This is a genomic window from Arthrobacter sp. AOP36-C1-22 (assembly GCF_052377515.1).
In the GTDB taxonomy this organism is placed as follows: domain Bacteria; phylum Actinomycetota; class Actinomycetes; order Actinomycetales; family Micrococcaceae; genus Arthrobacter_H.
The window spans coordinates 181,472-200,876 of sequence record NZ_JBQSWW010000002.1 but is presented as its reverse complement, the minus strand read 5'-3'; the positions used below and the strand labels follow the sequence as shown (position 1 = coordinate 200,876).

21 protein-coding genes and 1 tRNA gene are annotated in these 19,405 nt (G+C 67.7%); 8 read left to right on the top strand and 14 right to left on the bottom strand.

Going from position 1 to position 19,405, the window contains the following annotated elements:
- A partial coding sequence (locus ACT3S6_RS02615) for a GNAT family N-acetyltransferase (RefSeq protein ID WP_444553604.1) occupies nucleotides 1–606 on the top strand: 606 nt, incomplete at its 5' end.
- Nucleotides 607–1,016: 410 nt separating this feature from the next.
- Here the strand turns inward: ACT3S6_RS02615 and ACT3S6_RS02610 are convergent.
- Entirely contained in the window at nucleotides 1,017–1,415 is a 399-nt protein-coding gene (locus ACT3S6_RS02610; RefSeq protein ID WP_444553603.1) for a hypothetical protein, read from the bottom strand.
- A 326-nt stretch (nucleotides 1,416–1,741) separates the two neighbouring features.
- On the opposite strand from ACT3S6_RS02610, the gene ACT3S6_RS02605 reads away from it, so the two are divergent.
- Together ACT3S6_RS02605 and ACT3S6_RS02600 are read left to right on the top strand one after the other, a co-directional pair.
- Complete coding sequence (locus ACT3S6_RS02605; protein ID WP_444553602.1) at nucleotides 1,742–2,956, top strand: amidohydrolase family protein; 1,215 nt, start codon at nucleotides 1,742–1,744, stop codon at nucleotides 2,954–2,956.
- Between the two features lie 91 nt (nucleotides 2,957–3,047).
- A complete protein-coding gene (locus ACT3S6_RS02600) occupies nucleotides 3,048–3,479 on the top strand; it encodes a VOC family protein (protein ID WP_444553601.1) in 432 nt (143 codons plus the stop codon).
- A 28-nt stretch (nucleotides 3,480–3,507) separates the two neighbouring features.
- On the opposite strand, the gene ACT3S6_RS02595 is transcribed toward ACT3S6_RS02600, so the two are convergent.
- The 5 genes from ACT3S6_RS02595 to ACT3S6_RS02575 form a co-directional block, all read right to left on the bottom strand.
- Complete coding sequence (locus ACT3S6_RS02595; protein ID WP_444553600.1) at nucleotides 3,508–4,206, bottom strand: DJ-1/PfpI family protein; 699 nt, start codon at nucleotides 4,204–4,206, stop codon at nucleotides 3,508–3,510.
- 62 nt (nucleotides 4,207–4,268) lie between these two features.
- On the bottom strand, nucleotides 4,269–4,598 hold the full coding sequence (locus ACT3S6_RS02590; protein ID WP_444553599.1) for a CHY zinc finger protein: 330 nt from the start codon (nucleotides 4,596–4,598) through the stop codon (nucleotides 4,269–4,271).
- Nucleotides 4,595–5,191: an energy-coupling factor transporter transmembrane component T family protein gene (locus ACT3S6_RS02585; protein WP_444553598.1), complete on the bottom strand. Its 597-nt coding sequence runs from the start codon at nucleotides 5,189–5,191 to the stop codon at nucleotides 4,595–4,597. The genes ACT3S6_RS02590 and ACT3S6_RS02585 overlap by 4 nt, the downstream gene beginning before the upstream one ends.
- On the bottom strand, nucleotides 5,185–5,871 hold the full coding sequence (locus ACT3S6_RS02580) for an energy-coupling factor ABC transporter ATP-binding protein (RefSeq protein ID WP_444553597.1): 687 nt from the start codon (nucleotides 5,869–5,871) through the stop codon (nucleotides 5,185–5,187). Before ACT3S6_RS02580 ends, ACT3S6_RS02585 begins: the two co-directional genes overlap by 7 nt.
- A gap of 61 nt (nucleotides 5,872–5,932) precedes the next feature.
- Nucleotides 5,933–6,568 carry a biotin transporter BioY gene (locus tag ACT3S6_RS02575; protein ID WP_444553596.1) on the bottom strand — a complete coding sequence of 212 codons (636 nt, stop codon included), beginning with the start codon at nucleotides 6,566–6,568 and terminating at the stop codon, nucleotides 5,933–5,935.
- Between the two features lie 364 nt (nucleotides 6,569–6,932).
- Here ACT3S6_RS02575 and ACT3S6_RS02570 point away from each other — a divergent pair, with 364 nt between their 5' ends.
- Entirely contained in the window at nucleotides 6,933–7,937 is a 1,005-nt protein-coding gene (locus ACT3S6_RS02570) for an ABC transporter substrate-binding protein (RefSeq protein ID WP_444553595.1), read from the top strand.
- A 73-nt stretch (nucleotides 7,938–8,010) separates the two neighbouring features.
- Here the strand turns inward: ACT3S6_RS02570 and ACT3S6_RS02565 are convergent, their stop codons facing one another.
- The gene (locus ACT3S6_RS02565; RefSeq protein ID WP_444553594.1) at nucleotides 8,011–9,051 is read right to left on the bottom strand and encodes a YeiH family protein; all 1,041 of its coding nucleotides are present in this window, start codon (nucleotides 9,049–9,051) and stop codon (nucleotides 8,011–8,013) included.
- A 70-nt stretch (nucleotides 9,052–9,121) separates the two neighbouring features.
- On the opposite strand from ACT3S6_RS02565, the gene ACT3S6_RS02560 reads away from it, so the two are divergent.
- Nucleotides 9,122–10,012 (top strand): LysR family transcriptional regulator, encoded by an 891-nt coding sequence (locus ACT3S6_RS02560; RefSeq protein WP_444553593.1) that lies wholly within the window; start codon nucleotides 9,122–9,124, stop codon nucleotides 10,010–10,012.
- A gap of 228 nt (nucleotides 10,013–10,240) precedes the next feature.
- Nucleotides 10,241–10,696, top strand: a complete 456-nt coding sequence (locus tag ACT3S6_RS02555; RefSeq protein ID WP_444553592.1) for a universal stress protein — start codon at nucleotides 10,241–10,243, stop codon at nucleotides 10,694–10,696.
- Between the two features lie 100 nt (nucleotides 10,697–10,796).
- Here ACT3S6_RS02555 and ACT3S6_RS02550 read toward each other — a convergent pair whose 3' ends face one another.
- The 7 genes from ACT3S6_RS02550 to ACT3S6_RS02520 all read right to left on the bottom strand — a co-directional run bounded on the left by ACT3S6_RS02550 (nucleotide 10,797) and on the right by ACT3S6_RS02520 (nucleotide 16,223).
- The gene (locus ACT3S6_RS02550) at nucleotides 10,797–11,603 is read right to left on the bottom strand and encodes a hypothetical protein (RefSeq protein WP_444553591.1); all 807 of its coding nucleotides are present in this window, start codon (nucleotides 11,601–11,603) and stop codon (nucleotides 10,797–10,799) included.
- A gap of 217 nt (nucleotides 11,604–11,820) precedes the next feature.
- Nucleotides 11,821–11,893: transfer RNA gene (locus ACT3S6_RS02545), tRNA-Arg, on the bottom strand.
- Nucleotides 11,894–11,979: 86 nt separating this feature from the next.
- Entirely contained in the window at nucleotides 11,980–12,579 is a 600-nt protein-coding gene (locus tag ACT3S6_RS02540; RefSeq protein WP_444553590.1) for a hypothetical protein, read from the bottom strand.
- Nucleotides 12,576–13,844 carry a DUF58 domain-containing protein gene (locus tag ACT3S6_RS02535; RefSeq protein ID WP_444553589.1) on the bottom strand — a complete coding sequence of 423 codons (1,269 nt, stop codon included), beginning with the start codon at nucleotides 13,842–13,844 and terminating at the stop codon, nucleotides 12,576–12,578. The genes ACT3S6_RS02540 and ACT3S6_RS02535 overlap by 4 nt, the downstream gene beginning before the upstream one ends.
- Nucleotides 13,845–13,957: 113 nt before the next feature.
- Nucleotides 13,958–14,962, bottom strand: coding sequence for an AAA family ATPase (locus tag ACT3S6_RS02530; RefSeq protein ID WP_444553588.1), 1,005 nt, complete (start codon nucleotides 14,960–14,962; stop codon nucleotides 13,958–13,960).
- Entirely contained in the window at nucleotides 14,959–15,456 is a 498-nt protein-coding gene (locus ACT3S6_RS02525) for a hypothetical protein (RefSeq protein WP_444553587.1), read from the bottom strand. Before ACT3S6_RS02525 ends, ACT3S6_RS02530 begins: the two co-directional genes overlap by 4 nt.
- The gene (locus ACT3S6_RS02520) at nucleotides 15,453–16,223 is read right to left on the bottom strand and encodes a DUF4129 domain-containing protein (RefSeq protein ID WP_444553586.1); all 771 of its coding nucleotides are present in this window, start codon (nucleotides 16,221–16,223) and stop codon (nucleotides 15,453–15,455) included. Before ACT3S6_RS02520 ends, ACT3S6_RS02525 begins: the two co-directional genes overlap by 4 nt.
- Nucleotides 16,224–16,339: 116 nt before the next feature.
- Here ACT3S6_RS02520 and argS point away from each other — a divergent pair, with 116 nt between their 5' ends.
- Both argS and lysA read left to right on the top strand, forming a co-directional pair.
- Nucleotides 16,340–17,983 (top strand): arginine--tRNA ligase, encoded by a 1,644-nt coding sequence (gene argS / locus ACT3S6_RS02515; protein ID WP_444553585.1) that lies wholly within the window; start codon nucleotides 16,340–16,342, stop codon nucleotides 17,981–17,983.
- A gap of 2 nt (nucleotides 17,984–17,985) precedes the next feature.
- Nucleotides 17,986–19,404: a diaminopimelate decarboxylase gene (gene lysA, locus ACT3S6_RS02510; protein ID WP_444553584.1), complete on the top strand. Its 1,419-nt coding sequence runs from the start codon at nucleotides 17,986–17,988 to the stop codon at nucleotides 19,402–19,404.
- The last annotated feature ends 1 nt before the right edge of the window (nucleotide 19,405 follow it).

Sequence of the window (19,405 nt, the reverse complement as noted above, 5' to 3'; positions counted from 1 at the left end):
GCAGGGCCCCATCGACGGGTGCTGGGAGAACGCGGTGACCGAGGGATGTGCAAGGCTGGGCAGATGCCCACCCTGAGGATCGGACCGGCGGTCTCGGCCGGTGACGTCCAGCAGTTGGCCACGGTGCATGTCAGGGCCTGGCGGTGGGCCTACCGGGGTCTGCTGCCGGATGGATATCTGGATTCGCTGAGCGTTCACCGGCGCGCGCTGGCCTGGCAGAGGCTGCTCGACGATGAAGCCATCCCCGCACCGTATCTGGCCTTTTGGGGAAGCGAGGCCGTGGGCCTGGTCCATGCCGGGACGAGCCGTGACGTGGACGCCTCGGCAACCACGGGGGAGGTCACCTCGATCTATCTGCTGCCCGAATATGTAGGACAGGGGATCGGCTGGCGGCTGTGGTCAACCGCTCTCGATCAACTGGGGGCCTCCGGGCACGACAGCGTGACCCTGTGGGTTCTCGAGGCCAATGACCGGGGGCGCAGGTTCTACGAACGGGCCGGGTTGGTGGCCGATGGTGCGTCGAAAACACCGTCCCTGGGAGACTCCGGGATCACCGAGGTGAGATACCGCGGCGTGTTCCAGCACCCCCACGTCCACGCCCGATGATGCCAGCCGGTCATGTTCGCGGCCCGCGCTGTCGACGCCGACGCGTGTCACCACCTCGGCCCCGGAGCGCGTGGTGGTTTCCTCACCAAGCTGTAGCCGGACAGGTCCGACCCTGAACTCCACGACACCATCCGCGGGTTCAAGATCCGGCTCCTGGAGCTCGAAAACCCGCTGATACCACTGCACGGCGCCCGACAGGTCGCTGACTGGTAGTCAGACGGTTGCACTGAATATCTCCACGCCCGCGACTCTTCCAGCAGCTCGCGGGCCTGTCGAGCCCCGGGAACCCGACCTTTTCGAACGTAAGCCGGGATGGGTATCCGTGCGCCGGGGCAGTCAGGTTCGCGGCCCCTGCCCCTCGAGTTCCCCGCATGTTCGAGGGGACTCCTCGCCGCGGGCACGAGAAATCATTACCGCTTGGCGCATAACGACGTCACTTGGTCGAGTCCCTCCACGATCTTCTCGTGTTGCAGCGTGGAAATACCCCTGACGAGGTTGGCACCCACGGGCTTCAGGTCCTCGTTCCCGGTGGAGGCTCCTCCGGTCATTCCGCCGACGGCAGCCCCGACGACGGCGACGCGATCAAGGTCCGGATCCACAAGACCCGGCCCCTCCCAATCCTCAACCGAGCCTTTCGTCTTTTCGAGGTGCTCGGCCATCGGGCAGGCATAATCGAGCCGCCAGGATTCGCCAGTGGGGTCTGGCGTTGCACTGTTTCCACGGGCCAGGAATCCTCCGACACCGCCCAATGCCAACAACAGCACAGCAACGACCACCAGTACCCAGACCGGTTTCTTCCTGATCCCCATGATCTTCTCCTTTTCACCTGAGGCCTGCGCATGCGGGGGTCTTGGATGACTGCCCGGCGCCGTCCATTGACCCCTTACCGTAGGGGCCACAGGCAACACCTTCCAATCCGGCGGCCCGTCCCCCTAACCACCGGGAATGTCGGGGGAATGCGTGGGCGGAAGCCCCATGCCTGCGCTGGAATGTGGAATAGTCCGGAGGGCTTATAGCGTGTGGGGTGGGCGAGGTCGGGGGAGCGGCGTCGGATCGAAGACCCCTGGCGTTCCCGGGGCTGTCTTGACCGATGACGAGTCCGGAAAGTCCGAGGGGGACGAGAGGGATGGTTGGGATGGCACGAGGCACGGCGGGCGCTGACCTGCTCATCACGAACGTCACGGTGGGGGCGCATCCCGGGGCGGCTATGATCCAGGGCTGCGACGTCGTGGAGCGTTCCGGGCGGATCCATGCGGTGCGGCCGAGAGCAGAGAATCCCGAGCCGGTCGAGGGGCCGGTTCTTGACGCCGATGGGCGGGTGCTTGCTGCGGGTTTCTGGAACTGCCACGTACATTTCATCGACGGCGTCTGGTCCCGAGCGAGACGGAGTGAGACGGGGGCATTGCAACGGGCACTCGATGACATGCTGGTCAGCCGGGGATTCACCAGCGTGGTCGATCTGGGGTCCAATTCGCGAAACACGCTGCCGCTGATCGCTCGTATCGAGGCAGGGGAACTGACCGGTCCCACCATTCATACCGCGACGGAACCGATCCATCCTGCCCGCGGGGTCCCGTTCTATACCAGGGAATCGGTGTCGTGGTTCTTGCGATGGGCCTTGCCGGCTCCACGGACCCCCGCCGGGGCTCGCCGAGCGGCCCGGCGGGGGCTTCGCCGTGGAGCTCATGTCATCAAGCTGTTCACCGGTTCCTATGTCGAACCCGACCGGATCAAGGCCATGACATCCAAGGTGGCGGACGCCGCGGTAGGGGAAGCACATCAGCAAGGGGTTCTGGTGTTTGCCCACCCCTCCAACCGGGAAGGGCTGAAGGTGGCGCTGGACGCCGGGGTGGACGTCATCGCCCACGTCCCCGATGAAACCGAGGGCACCGAATCGTTGTTGCTGGCTTGTGCCGCCCAGGGCAAGCGGCTGGTCCCCACCCTTCACATGTTCGCCCACACCGTCACGAAGTCCCCGACCTACACGGATCCCATTGACCAGGCCTTGAGGACTTTCTGGGAGTCCGGAGGACGAATCTTGTTTGGCACCGATGTCGGCTACATGGACGAGTACGACACTGCCGGAGAGTTCGAGGCTTTGCATCGCTGCGGCTTGGGCGCACCGGAGATCCTTGCCTCCTTGACCACGGAACCGGCCGCAGCATTCGGAGATACGAGTCTGGGGACCGTGGAACCCGGAATGGTTGCAGACCTCACCTTGCTGGAGACGAGGAGTGGTGACATCGAACCGCGGCACCTCGGCGATATTGCCGCAGTCGTCAAGGACGGCCGGGTGCTCCAGGGGTCCGGGGAGCTCTCCGTTTCCGGGCCCCCTGGCGCTTCCCGGTGAGGTCGTCGGCTCCGGTTGCTCCGCCTGCGAGCGTCGGAACAGGGGAGGGCCATCCCTTGGCAGGAGGCAACCGCATTGGTAGGTTCTGGCCATGGAGAGCCAAAACGAGATGGACTGGACCCTCGAGGTGGTGGTGCTTCCGGTTTCCGACCTCGACAGGTCCTTGGCATTCTACCGCGACCAATTCGGGTTCCACCTGGACCACGACTACGACCTGGGCGAAGGCCGGCGCGTGATTCAACTGACGCCTCCGGGGTCGGGCTGCTCGATTGTGCTCGGTACCGGTGGAGTGGTCCCCGAGATGCCGCCCGGCTCGGTGAAGGGTCTGCAACTGGTGGTCTCCGATATCGAACGAGCGCACCGGATCCTCACGGAACGCCAGGTCGAAACCAGCGGAGTGCAGGTCCTGGCGGAGAACCCAGAGGAGGCCGCAGATCCCCTCGATAACGTCGCAATGATCTTCCTCTCGGACCCGGACGGGAACGGGTGGGCGATCCAACAGATGTCGAGTCGGGGCCGATGAGCAGGGGACCGGAGTCTGGCCGGTGGGATCAGCCGGCGTCGTGCCCCCGAAGCCGCGCGGCCGCAGCGTCGACCAACGGCCCCCGGATGCGCTGATTGCTTTCCATGATCTGGTCGACGACCGCCGGATCCGTGCCCGGCCGCCCGGGCGCCCCGGCATCGAAGGGTGGATGGGGGTCGTACTCGATCATCAGTTGGGCCCGTCTGGCTGTTGCCTCGTCCCATAGCGTGGCGATGATCTCCAGCCCGAAGTCGATGCCGCTGGTCACCCCTCCTCCGGTGACCAGTGCTCCGTCCCAGACCACCCGTCCCTCCCGGGGGATGGCACCGAAAAGTTCAAGCAACGGCCGGGAGGCCCAATGCGTGGTGGCTCGTTTACCGACCAGGAGACCGGCGGCCCCCAGGACGAAGGCACCCGTGCAGACGCTGCTCACGTAGCGGGCGTACCGTGCCTGGTCGCGGATGAAGGCCAGGGCCGCTTCGTCGTCCATCAGGTCGAAGGCCCCGTTCCCACCCGGGACCATCAACAGATCCGCCGGCGGGGCGTCGGCAAAGGTCCTGGTGGGCAGGATGGAGAACCCCGAATCGGTGGGTACTGGTTCCATGTCGCGCCAGACCAGATCGATGGCGACGTCCGGAGCGAGTGAGAACACCTGGACGGGACCCGTGAGATCAAGTTGGGTGACCCGGGGGAACAGCAGGCAGATGATTCTGAAGGGGCGATCCATGTCCCGATGATGCCATCCGCCGGCCGGTAATTCGAGGGCAGTGGCCCTCCGGCAGCGGAAACTCAGGGCGCAGGAACGAAGTAGAGGTCGGAGTGGAGCTTGCAGCCCGGGTTGAACCGTGCGCCGCAGCAGGGGCAGTCGGCCCGGGCCAGGTACTCGATGATGCCCAGTTGGTGATCACACACCCCACACATCACGGCCCGCGCGTCGTGTTCGGCGACCGGCCAACGCCGTGCCTTGTGTTGGGCGGGGACCTGGTCATGGCAGAGGCGGCACGGGTAGTACTCCCCGCAGCAGTAGAACCGGATGGCGATCACATCCAGGACGGTTGAGTAGTGCGTGCAGCGGGTTTGTGCGTCGATGACGTGGCCGAGAACCCGGGGCCGGGTCATTGCACACCCCGGGCCGAGAGCGCCTCGCCGAGTTCATCGGCATGCTTGAGCGAGACCACCAGGAACGGGACCACGAAGGTGGCCAGGCCGCCGCGGGCGCCACGGGCCCGTTGGGCCTCGCGCACCCCGGCGCCCAGACGGGCCAATACCGGGACCGTCGTGATCGTCACTGCCAGCAGCAGGGCCATCCGTTCGGGGTCGATCCCCAGCCGGGCCAACGGGGCCAGGCCCCGTTCGACGGCGGCCAACAGGTCGGTCAGCCGGGTGGTCAGCACCAGCAACCCCGCCAGGAGGATGGCGGCGACGACGCGAGAGGAATTGGCGGCCGCTGCCTCAAGGGGCATGAAGATCAGCTGGGCGAGCAGCGTGATGCCGATCAGCCAGCGCACGGCGATCAGTTGGCGCCAGAGTTCGGACAGTCCCAGACCTCCGAGGAGGTAGCCGAGTACGGCCACGACCCAGGCCAGCCCGGCGGCCCAGTACGTCGACGGCAGGAAGGACAATCCCAGCACCACCAGCATCAGCAACAGGGCCTTGCGTCCGGTGGGCAGGCGGTGCAGCAGGCCGTGGCCCGGACGGTAGAGGCTCAGCATGCCAGGGACCGTTCATAGGTGGCCAGCACCTCGACGGGATCCCCGACGGCATGGATCCGGCCCGAGCCCACCAGGACGGCCGTATCGCAGCGCAGGGCCAATCGTGGATCATGGGTGACCAGCACCAGTTGGTGGTCACCGCCGAGGAACAAGTGATCCGCCACCGTGCGGGAGTTACGGGTATCCAGCAGTGCCGTGGGCTCATCGGCAATGACCAGATCGGGGCGTCGCACGAAGGCCCCACACAGGGCCAGGAGCTGTTTCTGGCCGCCGGAGAGTTCATGGGCGGAACGTCCAGCCAACTCGGATAGACCAAATGCGGCGAGTGCCCCGCTCACCCGCGCATCTTCTTCCGGCTGGGAAAGCTTCTCGGAACGCAGCGAAAACGCCACATCCTCACCGACGGTAGGCATGATGATCTGGGCATCGGGGTTGCTGAAGACAAAGGCCACCAGCCGCCGCAACTCACGTTTCTGCCTCACCGGGTCCACACCGTGGACGCGCAGGGACCCCGAGGACGGGGCCACCAGCCCACCGATGACCCGGGCGAGGGTCGATTTACCCGAACCGTTCTCCCCGATGATGGCGATCCTGCGGGCCCCCAAATTCAACGAGATTCCTTCAAGCGCAGTCGTTTCGCCCAGGCGCACGCCCACCTGGTCCAACGAGATGGAATTCATCGCCAGACCTCGAAAAGCACCACCGCTGCAGGGGCGATGGCGGCGATCGGCGGCCGGAACGTCACCGGATGCTCTCGGCGGGGCGCTCGCCGTCCGAAGTAACCTGGGCGGAGGCGGTGACGGGGATCTGGCTACCGGCCTCCTGCCGGCGGAAGGCCCGTGGGTAGGCCCGGGCCAAGGTCATGGTGATGGCTGCGGCGATGGCCGCCTTCAGGAGGTCTCCCGGCAGGAAGACGAGACTTTGCAGCGCCGTCGGGCCCAGGGGCAGACGGGTGACCAGCGACTGGATGGGGATTCCGAAGGCATAGATGACCACGATGCCGCCCACGAGCACCCCGAGGATCGTGCGCCACCGGGTCAGCCGTGGCCCGCCATGGACGATCAGCCCGATCACGAAGGCCCCGACGACCCAACCCAATAGGTACCCGGCGGAGGGTCCCACGAAGACCCCCAGCCCGCCGCGGCCCCCCGAGAGCAATGGCAGCCCGATGGCCACCAGGATGAGCAGGACCACCATTGACAGGGCTCCGCGCCAGGGGCCCAGGACGGCCCCGGCGAGCATCACCCCCAGGGTCTGGGCGGTGATCGGGACGGAGCCGAAGACGGAGAGTCCGCCCGGCAGGCCCAACACGGCGACGATGGCGGTGAAGACGGCGATACGGGCCAGATCGGTGGCCTCGAGACGACGGGGTTTCATGGGCTCCCTCTCGGGCCGGAGACCCGGCCCCACAAACTTGAACGACGTTCATTTGAACGCCGTTCAGCTTAGCGTCGTTGCCGGCCATCAAACAACCCGGGCCAGCCTTTCCCGCGGACACTTCCGTCACTGGTGGTGGCTTGGGGCATGCTTCGTCTTCAGTGGATGACAGAACGCGGGGTGGCGTCCATGAGTGCAGAAGTCACATAGGTGCTGTGAGCTGGTTCACAGGTAGGGTCAGGTGATCTTGAGTCGCCAAAGAGTCAAGAAGATGTCGAATGACCTGCAGCGGATGACTGGCCCTGAGAGGCGTCAGGCCGATGTTGACCAGTCATCGACTCGTGACCCGGGAGAGGAACACAGTATGAGAATCCATCGCGCCGGCAAGCTCGCCGCAGGTCTGATGGCCACCGCCCTGCTCGCTACCGCTTGCGGATCGACAGGTGATGAGGGCGCCGGGGGAGCCGACGGTGAGATTGAGCCCGTGAAGATCGGCATGTCCCAGATCCAATCGCATCCGTCGTTGGATGCCGTCGTCAAGGGCTTCAAGAAGGGCATGGAAGACGCCGGCTATACGGGGGACAAGGTCAGCTACGACTTCCAGAACCCACAAGGGGACCAGTCCACCAATACCGCGATCATGAACCAGTTCGCCGGTGACGATTTGGACCTGGTGCTGGCTGTCGCGACGCCCACGGCGCAGGCTGCTGCCCAGGCCATCAATGATGTTCCGATACTCTTCTCAGCGGTCACCGATGCTGAGGAAGCCAAACTTGTGTCGAGCAACGAAGCCCCGGGCGCCAACGTCACAGGTACCTCGAACAGGGGCCCCATCAAGGAACAACTCGAACTCCTCAAGAAGCTGGACCCGGAAGCCGAAACGGTGGGGATCGTCTATTCCTCCGGTGAGGTCAACTCGACGATCCAGGTGGAATGGGTGAAGGAGGCCGCTGCCGAACTCGACCTCAAGGTGAAGGAATCCTCCATTTCCGCCTCTTCCGAGGTCCAACAGGCCGCCGCTTCGCTCGATGTCGATGCGTTTTATGTGCCCAACGACAATGCCGTGGTTTCGGCGTTGGAGGGCTTGCTGCAAGCAGCCCAGTCCAAGAAGGTCCCCGTGGTCACTGCCGATGGTGCTTCGGTCAAGCGAGGAGCCACCGTCGCCTACGGCATCGACTACGAGAAGCTCGGTGTGCAGACCGCCGAGATGGCCGTGAGGATCCTCCAGGACGGCGATGACCCGGCCGAAATGCCCGTGGAGACCCTCGAGGACGTTGATCTGTACGTGAACACGGCCGCGGCGGAGAAGGCTGGAGTGGAGATTCCACAAGAAATGCTCGATGAGGCCGCGGAGGTCTACGAGAAGTAGACCCTGGCCGAATCACTGATCCCGCGGTGTCCGTTGGTCAGGCCAACGGACACCGCGGGAGGGTTCGGCGGACTCAGCTGCCGAGGTGGACGAGCATGATCCCGCCGAGGGCGATGCAGGAGACCAGGACGGTCGACGCCGCCGCCAGGATGAAGGGGCGGATGCCCACCTGCACCAGGTTGCGGACCTTCACCCCGCAGCCGAGACCGAACATCGCCGCGGACAGCAAAGCGGTCTGGGCGAACTTGCCGGCTTCGAGCACCCCGCCGGGCAGGTCGACGGTGGAGCGCAACGCGATCATGGCCAGGAAGCCGATGATGAACAGCGGGACGATGGGCGGGCGCTTGCCGTCGGCAGCAGCGATATTGCCGTTGCGGCGCTGGCGGATGCTCAACACGGCGACGACGGGGGCCAGCAGCAGGACCCGGGCGAGCTTGACGATGACGGCCACGGCGAGCGCACCACCGCCGATGATGCCGCCGGCGGCGACGACCTGGGCGATCTCGTGGATGGAACCGCCGGCCCAGAGTCCGTTGATTTCCGGGCTGAGCCCGAGGATCTGCCCGAGCAGGGGGACCAGCGGGATCATCAGCGTGCCGAAGATGACCACCAGGGCGACGGCGGTCACGACATCCTCTTCCTCGGAGTCCGCGACCCCTTCGACCCCGGCGACGGCTGCGGCGCCGCAGATGGAGAAGCCGCAGGCGATCAGCAGCACCTGCCCCGGACGCATCTTCATCAGCCGGCCCATCAGCAGGGTGCCGAAGATCCCGCCGGCGACGATGTCGCCGATGACCACCAGCATCGGTGCGCCCAAGGAGACGATGTCGCCGATGACCAGCTGCAGGCCCAGGAAGACGATGCCCAACCGCAGGAGCTTCTTCGCGGCGAAGTTGATGCCCGGGGCGGTGCGCTCGGGCAGCCGCAGCAGGTTCGTGGTCGCGATACCCAGCACGATGGCGATGATCAGGGCGCTAACCCCCGGCAACAAGTGGCTCAGCGTCATGGACAGGGCGGTGGCGACCGCGCACACCAGCAGGCCGGGGGCGAAGTGTTGCAGGAGATGGCTGCCGCGGGTCGCGACGCCTGGACGTGTATCGGTATCGGTGCTCATGAACTGAGGTTTTCACGCCGCGCCCACCGGCGGTAGCCATCGGTTCGGCATGGGGTCATATCATGGGCGCATGGGTTTGAACTGGCCGGATCTGCATGCACTCGAACTCCTGGTCGCCGTGGTGGATGAAGGCAGCGTCGGTGCCGGGGCGCGCAGCATGGGCATGGCGCAGTCCAATGCCAGCCGGTTGGTCTCCCGGCTCGAGGCCACGGCCGGGGCCCCGCTGCTGCAGCGCGGTCCCCGGGGCTCGGTTCCCACCGCCCGTGGGGTGGAATTGGCCGAAGCCTCCCGGACGCTGCTGGAGCAGTCCCGGCATTTCATGGGCGTGCTGGGGGCCCGGAAGGCCGCCGGACCGGTCGAATTGCGGGTCGGGGCCAGCCAGACCGTGGCGGAGAACCTGTTGCCGGCCTGGTTGGCCGAATTGCGCCGTCAGCTGCCCGAGGTACGAGTACAGCTCCAGGTCCTGAATTCGGCCCAGGTGATCTCCAAGGTCCAAGGCGGGACGCTGCAACTGGGGTTCGTGGAGACCCCTCATCTGCCGGTGGGGATCAGTGCCGCGGTGGTCCAGGAGGACGAGTTGGCCGTCGTGGTGGGTCCCGAGCATCCGTGGGCGGAGCGGCACGGCGTCCTGGGATTGCAGGAGCTGGCCCGGACGCCGCTGGTGGTGCGTGAGCGCGGTTCGGGGACCAGGGAGGCGCTGGAGCAGCTCCTGGCCGGTCGGGCGGCAGCGGAGCCGGCGCAGGTGCTGCACAGCAATGCCGCCGTGCGCCTGGCCGTGGCCTCCGGTGCGGGGCCGGCGGCACTCAGCGAACTCGCGCTCCGTGAGCAGTTGGCTTCCGGCTCGCTGCTGCGGGTTCCCCTCGAAGGAGAGACGCCCAAGCGCCCCCTGACCGCCGTGTGGATGGGGCCGCAGCGTTTGGCCGGCCCGATCGCGGAACTCGTGGCGATCGCCGCCGCCTAAAGGCCTGCGGGGCTTCCCGGCCCCGGAGTCCGTCCTGCTACGGTGAGCACGGGTGGACGGTGTCGTCCGGCCAGGTTGGCGGGCCCCGGACTCCCTGGCCTGCTCCGCTTTGGGGTCACCGACCCGCTCGCGTGGCGACCTGAATTGGGCGCCGCCGACAAGGCAGTCCGGTGCGGGCTTGTTCGTCAAAGGTGCGCTTCGCGGCGTACCGGAAGAGGTGAGCAACGCATGGCAACGAATCCAGTGGTGGTGGGGGTCGACGGATCCGAGGACTCCAGGATCGCCTTGGAATGGGCGGTCGAATACGGTCGGCGCTACGAAGCCCCCGTCGAGGCGGTCGCGGTCTGGTCCGTCCCCTATTCCTTCGGCTACATGCCCCCGTATGCCGAAAGCCGCGCGGAGGTCAAGGAGAATGCGCGGAAGATGCTGGATGAAACCGTGCAGGAGACCGTCGGCGGTGACGCCGGGGTGATCCAGCGGATCGAACACGGGCCCCCGGCGGAAGTGCTCGTCGCGGCCTCGGGATCGGCGCAGCTGCTGGTCCTGGGCACGCGGGGGCACGGTGCCTTCGCCGGGATGCTGCTGGGGTCCGTGAGCCAGCACTGCGTCGCCCATTCCAAATGCCCCTTCGTCGTCGTCCCGAACCCGGAGGGCAGGAGCAAGGGGAAAGCGAAGAAGAAATAGGCCGCGCGACCCCGGCTGGCGGAGGCCTGGCAGCGGGCCACGGAATCGTTCCGAGGCCCGCAGCATCAGGGGAGCGGACGGCGTCGTCCTGCGGCGTTGATCAGGCCGATTTCAGGGTGTCGAGGACCCGCTGGGCCTCATCGGCGATGTGCTGCAGGGACTCCTGATCGGACTCCTCGCCCTGGATCTGGAGCTGTACCTGGATCCCGTCGTCGAGCAACGAGACATTGGTTCCGGGGATCTTGGTGTCCTGGACGGTGGTGACGGTCTGGAGGGCCAGGGCCGACGGGGCGTCCGTCTTCACCGTGGCCTCCTGCATCTTCATCGTGGTCTTGATGCCCATGACCTCGACGTCCATGTTCTTGCAGTCATCCAGCGCGTCGACCCCCTCGTCGAACTTGGCTTGGGTCTGAGCCGGGTCACCGGCGGACATGACGGTGAGGGTGAAGGTCTGCATCGGGTTGTCGGGATTGGGGTAGGTGCCGACCGCGATGTTGTTCTTCTTCAATTCCTCTTCGATGTCGATTCCCTGGGCGGAGTTGCACTTCTCGGGAGAGATCTTCATCCCCTCAACCATGGCTCCGGCCGCCCCGGCCTGGGCGCGCAGCGTTTCGCCCGACATGATCTGCACGCCGGTCTTCCCGTCGAAGTAGGCGGTCACCGCCTTCTTGAGTTGGGCATCGGAAAGGGCTGCATTGTTCCCGGCCCTGGAGCTGGCCTCCGGCGAGGCCGGTGCCGTGGAGGATCCTGCGTCGACGGTGCGGGCGGACGACGAGGCCTCGGCGGCACTGGACGAGGGCGAGGCGGCCGCGGGGGAGTCCTCCGAGGCGGAGCCCGAAGCGGAGCAGCCGGACAGGGCCAGGGCGGCGGCCAGCGGGAGGGTGAGATAAAGCGGTTTCCTGGACATGTGCTCCTCCGTCGGATGGGTGCAAGTGATGGGAAGAAGCCTTGAAATCGTGATCGGCCCCCAGATCGATGGGCAACGGAATCCGTGCCGCTTGGATTAACCTATCCGATGGATGACAACGGGGCGAAACACGTCCCCGGAGCATGGCGCAAAGTTCCGACACGAAAAAGGTCCCCGGCCGAAGCCGGGGACCTGATCTTGGGTGCCCAGATGAATGTGCCCTCGAAAGGATTCGAACCTTCGACCTTCTGCTCCGGAGGCAGACGCTCTATCCCCTGAGCTACGAGGGCGTGCCGCAGATTGCTGCGCGGCGGGGAACCTCAAAGAGCTTAGCAGGAACCGGAGCCCCCCGTGCAACCCGGAGCGTCCGGAGGGCCTAGTTAGGATTCTCCGGGCGCCGGGCCACCCGCGACGCCGTCCAGGCGCCGGCCATCAGGATCCCGGCCGAGACGATGCCGGCGACGGCTCCCAGGGTTCCGGCGGCCGGGGCGGCCCACCAGGAGAGCAGGAGTACGACGAGGCTGAGTAGTTGGGCGGCCAGCTGCGGCGCCGCCGCGGCCCGAGCTGCTTCGAGGAGCGCCTGCCGGGTGAAGCGGGCCGAGCGGGGAGCCAGTGCGGACAGGGCCAGCAGCACGTAGATGCCATGGGCGGCCAGCACATACAACGGCAACGTCCACCAACCCACCGTGCTGACCTGCAGATAGGCGGCCCCCAACAGCAGCAAGGCGATCAGGGCCGTGACGTGCTGGGGCCAGCGCAGGATCAACGCCGCGACGGCCACCGCGACGGCCACCCCGGAGCCCAGTGACACCGGGTCCCGCCCCTGGGCATTGAGCACCGCGGCGGGCAGGCAGCCGGCCAGGAGCAGTCCGGCCGCAATGAGGGCCAGCAGCGAGGCCGGGTACGTCCCCAGGGCCAACGGTTCCAGTGACGCGGGCCGGCGCTCGGGGCGGGGCCGGCGCAACAACGCGTTCATCGGCCACCGCCGGGCAGGGAGTTGGCGCGTGACCGGGCCAATCCCCAGCGTTCCACGGATTCACGCAGGACCGTCGCCGGGAGCACCTCGATGCCTTCGGCGGCCAGCTCGGCCCGCACCGCGCCACGGGTGGCCATGAGCAGGGTCAGGGCCTGTGCTTCGGAAAACGGGAGATCGGTGGCATCGGGGTCGGGCAGGGTGTCGACCACGGCGACGACGTGTCCGGCCCGGGCCCAGCGTGCCGGGATGGAAGCGACGTCGTGGTCCAGCAGCGGGGAGAAGAAATAGACCAGTGTCCCGGGCGCCGGTGTCGGGAGCCGGCTGGGGAGGATGCTGCTGGAGGAGACCGCCAGCGCCGCGAATCGCCGACGCAGCAGTTCCAGCTGGCGGTGTCCACCGGCGGGACGGACCGGGGAGGAGAATCCGACGGCGTCCAGCATCCCGACCCGATCACCGCGAGCCAGATAGGCCGCAGCCAGGGAACCGGCGGCGCTGCGCGTGAGCTGGAGGCTGGTGACCATGCGCAGGGCATCCAACGAAGGGTCGATCCAGGCGGCGACCCGGGCCGGGAAATCAACGCGGGCATCGATGGCCAGGGTGACCCCGGCATCGGCCGGTGCCAGATAGCGGCGGACCAGCGGCATGCCCGAGGCCTCCGTGTTGCGGGCCGTGGCCCGCCAGTCGATATGCCGGCGGTCATCTCCGGGCCTGAGCGGCCCCACGTCCCGTAATTCGGTTCCCCCACCACGGAGCCTGGCGTGGTGGCTCCCTGCATGGGCCCGCAGCGCCGAGGGGGTGGGCAGGCGCCGCACCGGATCGGGGGAGGGCTGGAGCATGGCGGTGAGTTTGCCGGTCTGCGACTCGTGGCGACAGATGCCCAGATCGGGGCTGAAGGCGGACACCCGGTAGGCCAACAGATCACGTCGTCCGCCCCGGGGGACCCGGATCCCCAAGCCGGGTGTTTCCGCCGTCGTGGCGATCAGCGCCGATTCCCTTCCTCCCGGGGCCACCGCCCGCACCACCATCAGGGCGGGGACGGTCCGGGGGTCGGGGCCCGCGTCGCGGAACAGGATCCGCCGTCGGGTCCCGCCAGTGACCTGGGCGTGGACGGACCGATCGAACTCCAGCGTCGGGACATGCCGGTTGCCGAACCGGCGCGGGGTCGACACGGCGATCAGGGCGAAGAGGGCCCCCAGGACCGCGACATCGGGGCGGCGGGCGATGGCGGCCCCGACGCCGAAGAGCAGGGCCAGTAGTACGGCCACCCCCCATTGCGGGGATCTGGCGGCAGGACCCGCCACCGCAGGTTGCCGGCGGGCGTCCACCAACCGGGATACGGGGGGTTCGGTCGTCGTCGGCTGGGAGCCGGAGCCGGGGCTCACGGTGCGGTGGCCGGGACCTCGACGGACCCGGTGATTTCGTCGATGAGCCCCACGGGATCCGCTCCCCGGGCCCAGGCCGCCGGGGAAAGCACCAGCCGGTGGGCCAGGACCGGGACGGCCACCTCCTTGAGGTCCTCGGGAACCACATAGGCCCGCCCGTCCAGTGCCGCCATGGCCCGAGCCATCAGCACCAGGGCCTGGGAGCCACGCGGCGAGGCACCGACCTGGACCTCGTCCAACCCTCGGCTGGCCGCGGTCAGACGCACCGCGTAGGCCACGATATCCGCCGAGACAGGAACCCGGGCCAGGTCCTCCTGCAGGGTGCGCAGGGCAAGAGGGTCGAGCACCGCCTCCAGGACCGGTTCCACCAGGCCACGTTCCAACCGCTTCGCCACGATGTCGGCTTCGGCTCCCGCCGTGGGATACCCCAGGGCCAACCGGACCAGGAAGCGGTCCAGCTGGGCCTCGGGCAGCGGATAGGTGCCTTCGAATTCCACCGGGTTGGACGTGGCGAAGACATGGAAGGGCACGGGCAGACGGTGGGTGGAGCCTTCGATGGAGACCTGCCCCTCGGCCATGGCCTCCAGCAGGGCGGATTGGGTCTTGGGGGAGGTGCGGTTGATCTCGTCGGCCAGCAGCAGGCCGGTGAAGACGGGACCGGGCTGGAAGTCGAAACTGCGCTCGACGGGATCGAAGATCGAGGAGCCGGTGACGTCCGAGGGCAGCAGGTCGGGAGTGCACTGCAACCTGCGGAAACCCAGCCCGAGTGTCTGGGCCAGGGACCGGGCCACCAGCGTCTTGCCCAGTCCGGGCATGTCCTCGAACAGGACGTGGCCTCCGGCCAGGACGGCGGCCAGGGCCAGTCGCAACGGGGCGCGGGTGCCGATCACCGCTCGCCCGACCCCTTCCAGGACCGCGGTGCCCGCGGCGGCGATGCGCGCGGTGGTTTCTTCGGCGGCGGGGCCATCGAACTGCTGGGGGCCTGATGCGGGATCGCTCATGAGCGGCCTTTCGTCGTGAGGGCGGACAGTGGGGGGGCCTGGGAGAACCAGAGGTCGACTTCGTGGGCGGCGGCGGTGGCCTGCCGGGACGTGAGGTCGCGGCCGGCCTGCAGTTCACGGTGCGCCACGACGGTGGCAGGGCCCACGGCTTCGGGGTCCCCGGCGAACCGGACCGCCGTCCCCACCGCGTGCTCCAGGCCCCGGGCCGCCGGGGAATGCCTGCTGAGGCGTTTGGAAAGCAGGGCGAAGGACAGGGCACGGAAGCCCTGGTTGCCGTTGGCCGGGCGTCCGGGATCCAGCGGGATCCGGGTGGAGAACGTCAGCAGCGGAAGGATGGTGAACAGATAGCCCACACAGACACCCAGCGCGGTGAACACCGCGGTATGGCCGGCATCGATGCGGGTGTAGAGGCAGAAGCCCAGAGCGATGACGCCGAAGGAGAGCGGGCCGATCCACACCGTCCTTCCGCGCTGGCCCGCAGCCGGCCGCTTCATGCGTCCACGCTGGCGGGTCGGGATGGTCGGCGTTTCCCGGCCGCGGCGACTTCCTCGGCCAGCACGGTGAAATCGGCGCCGGCGCGGCGGCCCTGGGCGAGGTCGGGTTCCCAACCAGGGGTACCGGCGTCGTATCTGGCCCGCTCATACAGGGCCAATAGCCGGGCCAAGGGGGCGCGGGAGACCCCGAAAGCCGCCAACATGGCCCCGGCGTGTTCGGTGGGGGTCTGGGATCCCCGGCGTTCCTGCCCGGCCGAAGCAGCCAGCTGTTCGAGCTCGACCCAGGAGGCAATGAGGCGCGAATGGATCTGACCCGCGGTGGCCCCGTCGAGCGAGGCCCCTGCGTGGGTGAGGCTCTGGGCCACTTCGGCCCGCAAGGCGGCCTCGCGGGCGATGAGGTCGGCGGGGGCGGTTTCGGGGTCCACGTCGGCCCGGTCCTTGCGGCGCAGCGAGAGCACCAGGACGACCAGGAGCAGGAGGGTCGCGGCGAACAGGGTGGCGGCGATGGTCTGGCCGATCGTGGAGATGGTCTGCTCGTCCGGGCGGTTCTGCGGGGCGACGGTCCCTTCGATGGGACCCTCGAGTTCCGGTTCCGCGCTCGGGGGTGCGTCCCCCTTCAGCGCCCCGTTCTGCTGGGGGATCCCCGGGGGGCTGTCGTGGCTCAGGGTGGGCAGGGCCGAGGCCCCGAAGACCACCAGCAGGGCCCCGAGGAAGACCACCATGAAGGCCATGGTGGGCCGCGGCATCCGCCTTGTGGTTCGTCCCATTTCGTTCCCCTGGTCGTCGCTGACCTGTTGGTGGGTGAATCTACCAGCAGCAGCGCTCCGGGCGCAGTGGGGTCATCGAGTCGGAAGCGGGCCTGCCGGGCCGTTATCCTTGGGGGGTGACTCCTGAAGAACTCTCCCTCGCCATTTCCGCCTGCCTGCGCGAAGCCGTCGCTGCCGGTGAATTCACCGTCGACGTGCCCGAAGAAGTGCGGGTGGAACGACCCAAGAGCCGTGAGCACGGGGACTGGGCCACCAACATCGCCCTGCAGCTGGGCAAGAAGGCCGGCATGAACCCGCGCGAATTCGCCGCCGCCCTGCGCGAACGCCTGGTCTCGATCCCCGGGGTCGCCTCCGTCGACATCGCCGGACCGGGATTTCTGAACATCACCCTCGACGCGGCCGCCGCCGGTGAGCTGGCCAAATCCATCGTCGAGGCAGGGGCCGCGTACGGGGCCGGGTCGAGCCTGGCGGGCCAACGGATCAACCTTGAATTCGTGTCGGCGAACCCGACGGGACCGATCCACCTCGGGGGGACCCGGTGGGCCGCGGTCGGGGACTCGCTGGCCCGAATCTTCCAGAACCAGGGCGCCGAAGTGACCCGTGAGTACTACTTCAACGACCATGGCGCCCAGATCGACCGCTTTGCCCGGTCCCTGCTGGCCAACGCCCGCGGTGAAGCAACCCCCGAGGACGGCTACGCGGGGCAGTACATCGATGACATCACCGCGCGTGTGCTCGCCATCGAGCCGGAGATCCTGCAGGCTGCCGATCCGCAGGAACGCTTCCGGGCGATCGGCGTGGACATGATGTTCGGGGAGATCAAGTCCTCCCTTCACGACTTCGGCGTCGACTTCGATGTCTTCTTCCACGAGGATTCCCTGCACCGCGATGGCTCGGTCGAGAAGCTGCTGGAACAGCTGAAGACCTCCGGAAGCCTGTACTTCGCCGACGGGGCCTGGTGGTTGCGCTCGACCGAACACGGGGACGACAAGGACCGGGTCGTCATCAAGTCCGATGGCCAGGCCGCCTACATCGCCGGGGACATCGCCTATATCCAGGACAAGCGGGCACGGGGCTTCGACCTGAACGTGTACATGCTCGGCGCCGACCACCACGGCTACGTCGCCCGGTTGAAGGCCGCCGCGGCGGCCCTGGGCCACGACCCGGACTGCGTCGAGGTCATGATCGGCCAGATGGTCAACCTGATGCGCGAGGGCAAACCCGTGCGCATGTCCAAACGGGCCGGCACCGTGGTCACCCTCGAGGACCTGGTGGACACGGTGGGGGTGGACGCGGCCCGCTACGCGCTGACCCGCTATTCCTCGGACTCGAACATCGACATCGACCTGGATCTGCTGCAGCAGAAGTCCAACGACAACCCGGTGTTCTACGTCCAATACGCCCATGCCAGGTCCCGGGCGGCCTCGCGCAACGCCGCGGCCGCCGGGGTGGACCGCAGCGCCTTCAACGCCGCGCTGCTGACCCACGAGACCGAAAACGACCTGCTGGCCGTGCTGGCGCAGTTCCCGCACCACCTGGTCGGTGCCGCGGAACACCGGGAGCCGCACCGTGTGGCCCGCTACCTCGAATCCCTGGCCGGGGCCTACCACCGCTGGTATGCGGCGGCCCGGATCACCCCGTTGGCCGACGGACCGGTCGAGGACGTCAACCGCACCCGGCTGTGGCTCAACGACGCCACCACCCAGGTGCTGGCCAACGGCCTGGACCTGTTGGGCGTTTCGGCCCCGGAGAGGATGTAGCCGTGGCGGCCTCGAATCTGGCTCCCGACTGGTTGAGCTACCCCACTGACATCAACGCACTGCACCGCGTCCAATGGGCCTCCGGAGTGGCCCGCACCGATGACGGCGAACTGGCGGTTCAGGGACTGCGCGTGACGGAGCTGGCCCGCCGATACGGCACCGCCTTGTTCGTGCTGGACGAGGATGACTTCCGGGCCCGGGCCGCCGGCTTCCGTGAGGCCTTCGACGCGGCCTTCGCCGAACTCTGCGGCGGGGTCGACGTCTACTATGCCGGCAAGGCGTTCCTGAGCATCGAGGTGGCCCGCTGGATCACCGAGGAGGGACTGCGTCTGGACACCTGCTCGGGCGGGGAACTGGCGGTGGCCCGACGCGCCGGGGTCCCGGCGGCGAACCTGTCGCTGCACGGGAACAACAAATCGGCGACCGAGATCGACACCGCCCTGGACCTGGGGCTGGGCCGGATCGTGGTGGACAGCCTGGATGAGCTCGACCGCATCATCACCCTCGCCGGCCGCAAGGGCGCCACCGCCAACGTGATGCTCCGGTTGACCCCGGGGGTCCATGCGAGCACCCACGAGTTCATTGCCACCGCCCACGAGGACCAGAAGTTCGGTCTGTCCCTGGTCCCCGACGCGACCGGCAGTTCGCCGGCGGCGGCGGCCGTGGCGGTGGCCCTGGAGGCGCCGGAGGTGAATCTGCTGGGCATCCACGCCCATATCGGCTCGCAGATCTTCGAGGCCGAAGGTTTTGAGATCGCCGCCCGCACCATGCTCGGCTTCCTGGGCGCGATCCGGGACCGGCACGGGGTGGAGCTGCCCGAACTGGATCTGGGCGGCGGATACGGCATCGCCTACACCGAGGCCGACACCCCCCGTGATCCGGCCGAGCTGGCCCGGGCGATGGCCGCCGTCGTGGCCGAGGAAGCCGCCGCCCTGGGGTTGGCGGTCCCGCGGATCTCCATCGAACCCGGACGGGCCATTGCCGGCCCGAGCACCTTCACCCTCTACGAGACCGGGGTCCGCAAGACCGTCCAGGTCGACGACGGGGCCGGTACGCTGCCGCGTCGCTATGTTTCGGTGGACGGCGGGATGAGCGACAACGCCCGGCCGGTGCTCTACGAAGCGGACTACAGTGCCGTGCTCGCCTCGCGTGTGACGGAGGCCGAACCGATTATGTCCCGGGTGGTTGGAAAACACTGTGAAAGTGGTGACATAGTCGTCCGGGATGTTTACCTGCCGGACGACGTCGCGGCGGGCGACCTCCTCGCGGTCCCCGGAACCGGTGCGTATTGCTGGGCTTTGGCCAGCAACTACAACTATCTGGGCCGGCCCGCGGTGATCGCCATCCGCGATGGTGCCGCCCGCGTCATCATCCGCAGGGAAACCGAAGACGATTTGTTGGCCCGTGACATGGGAGCGTAGG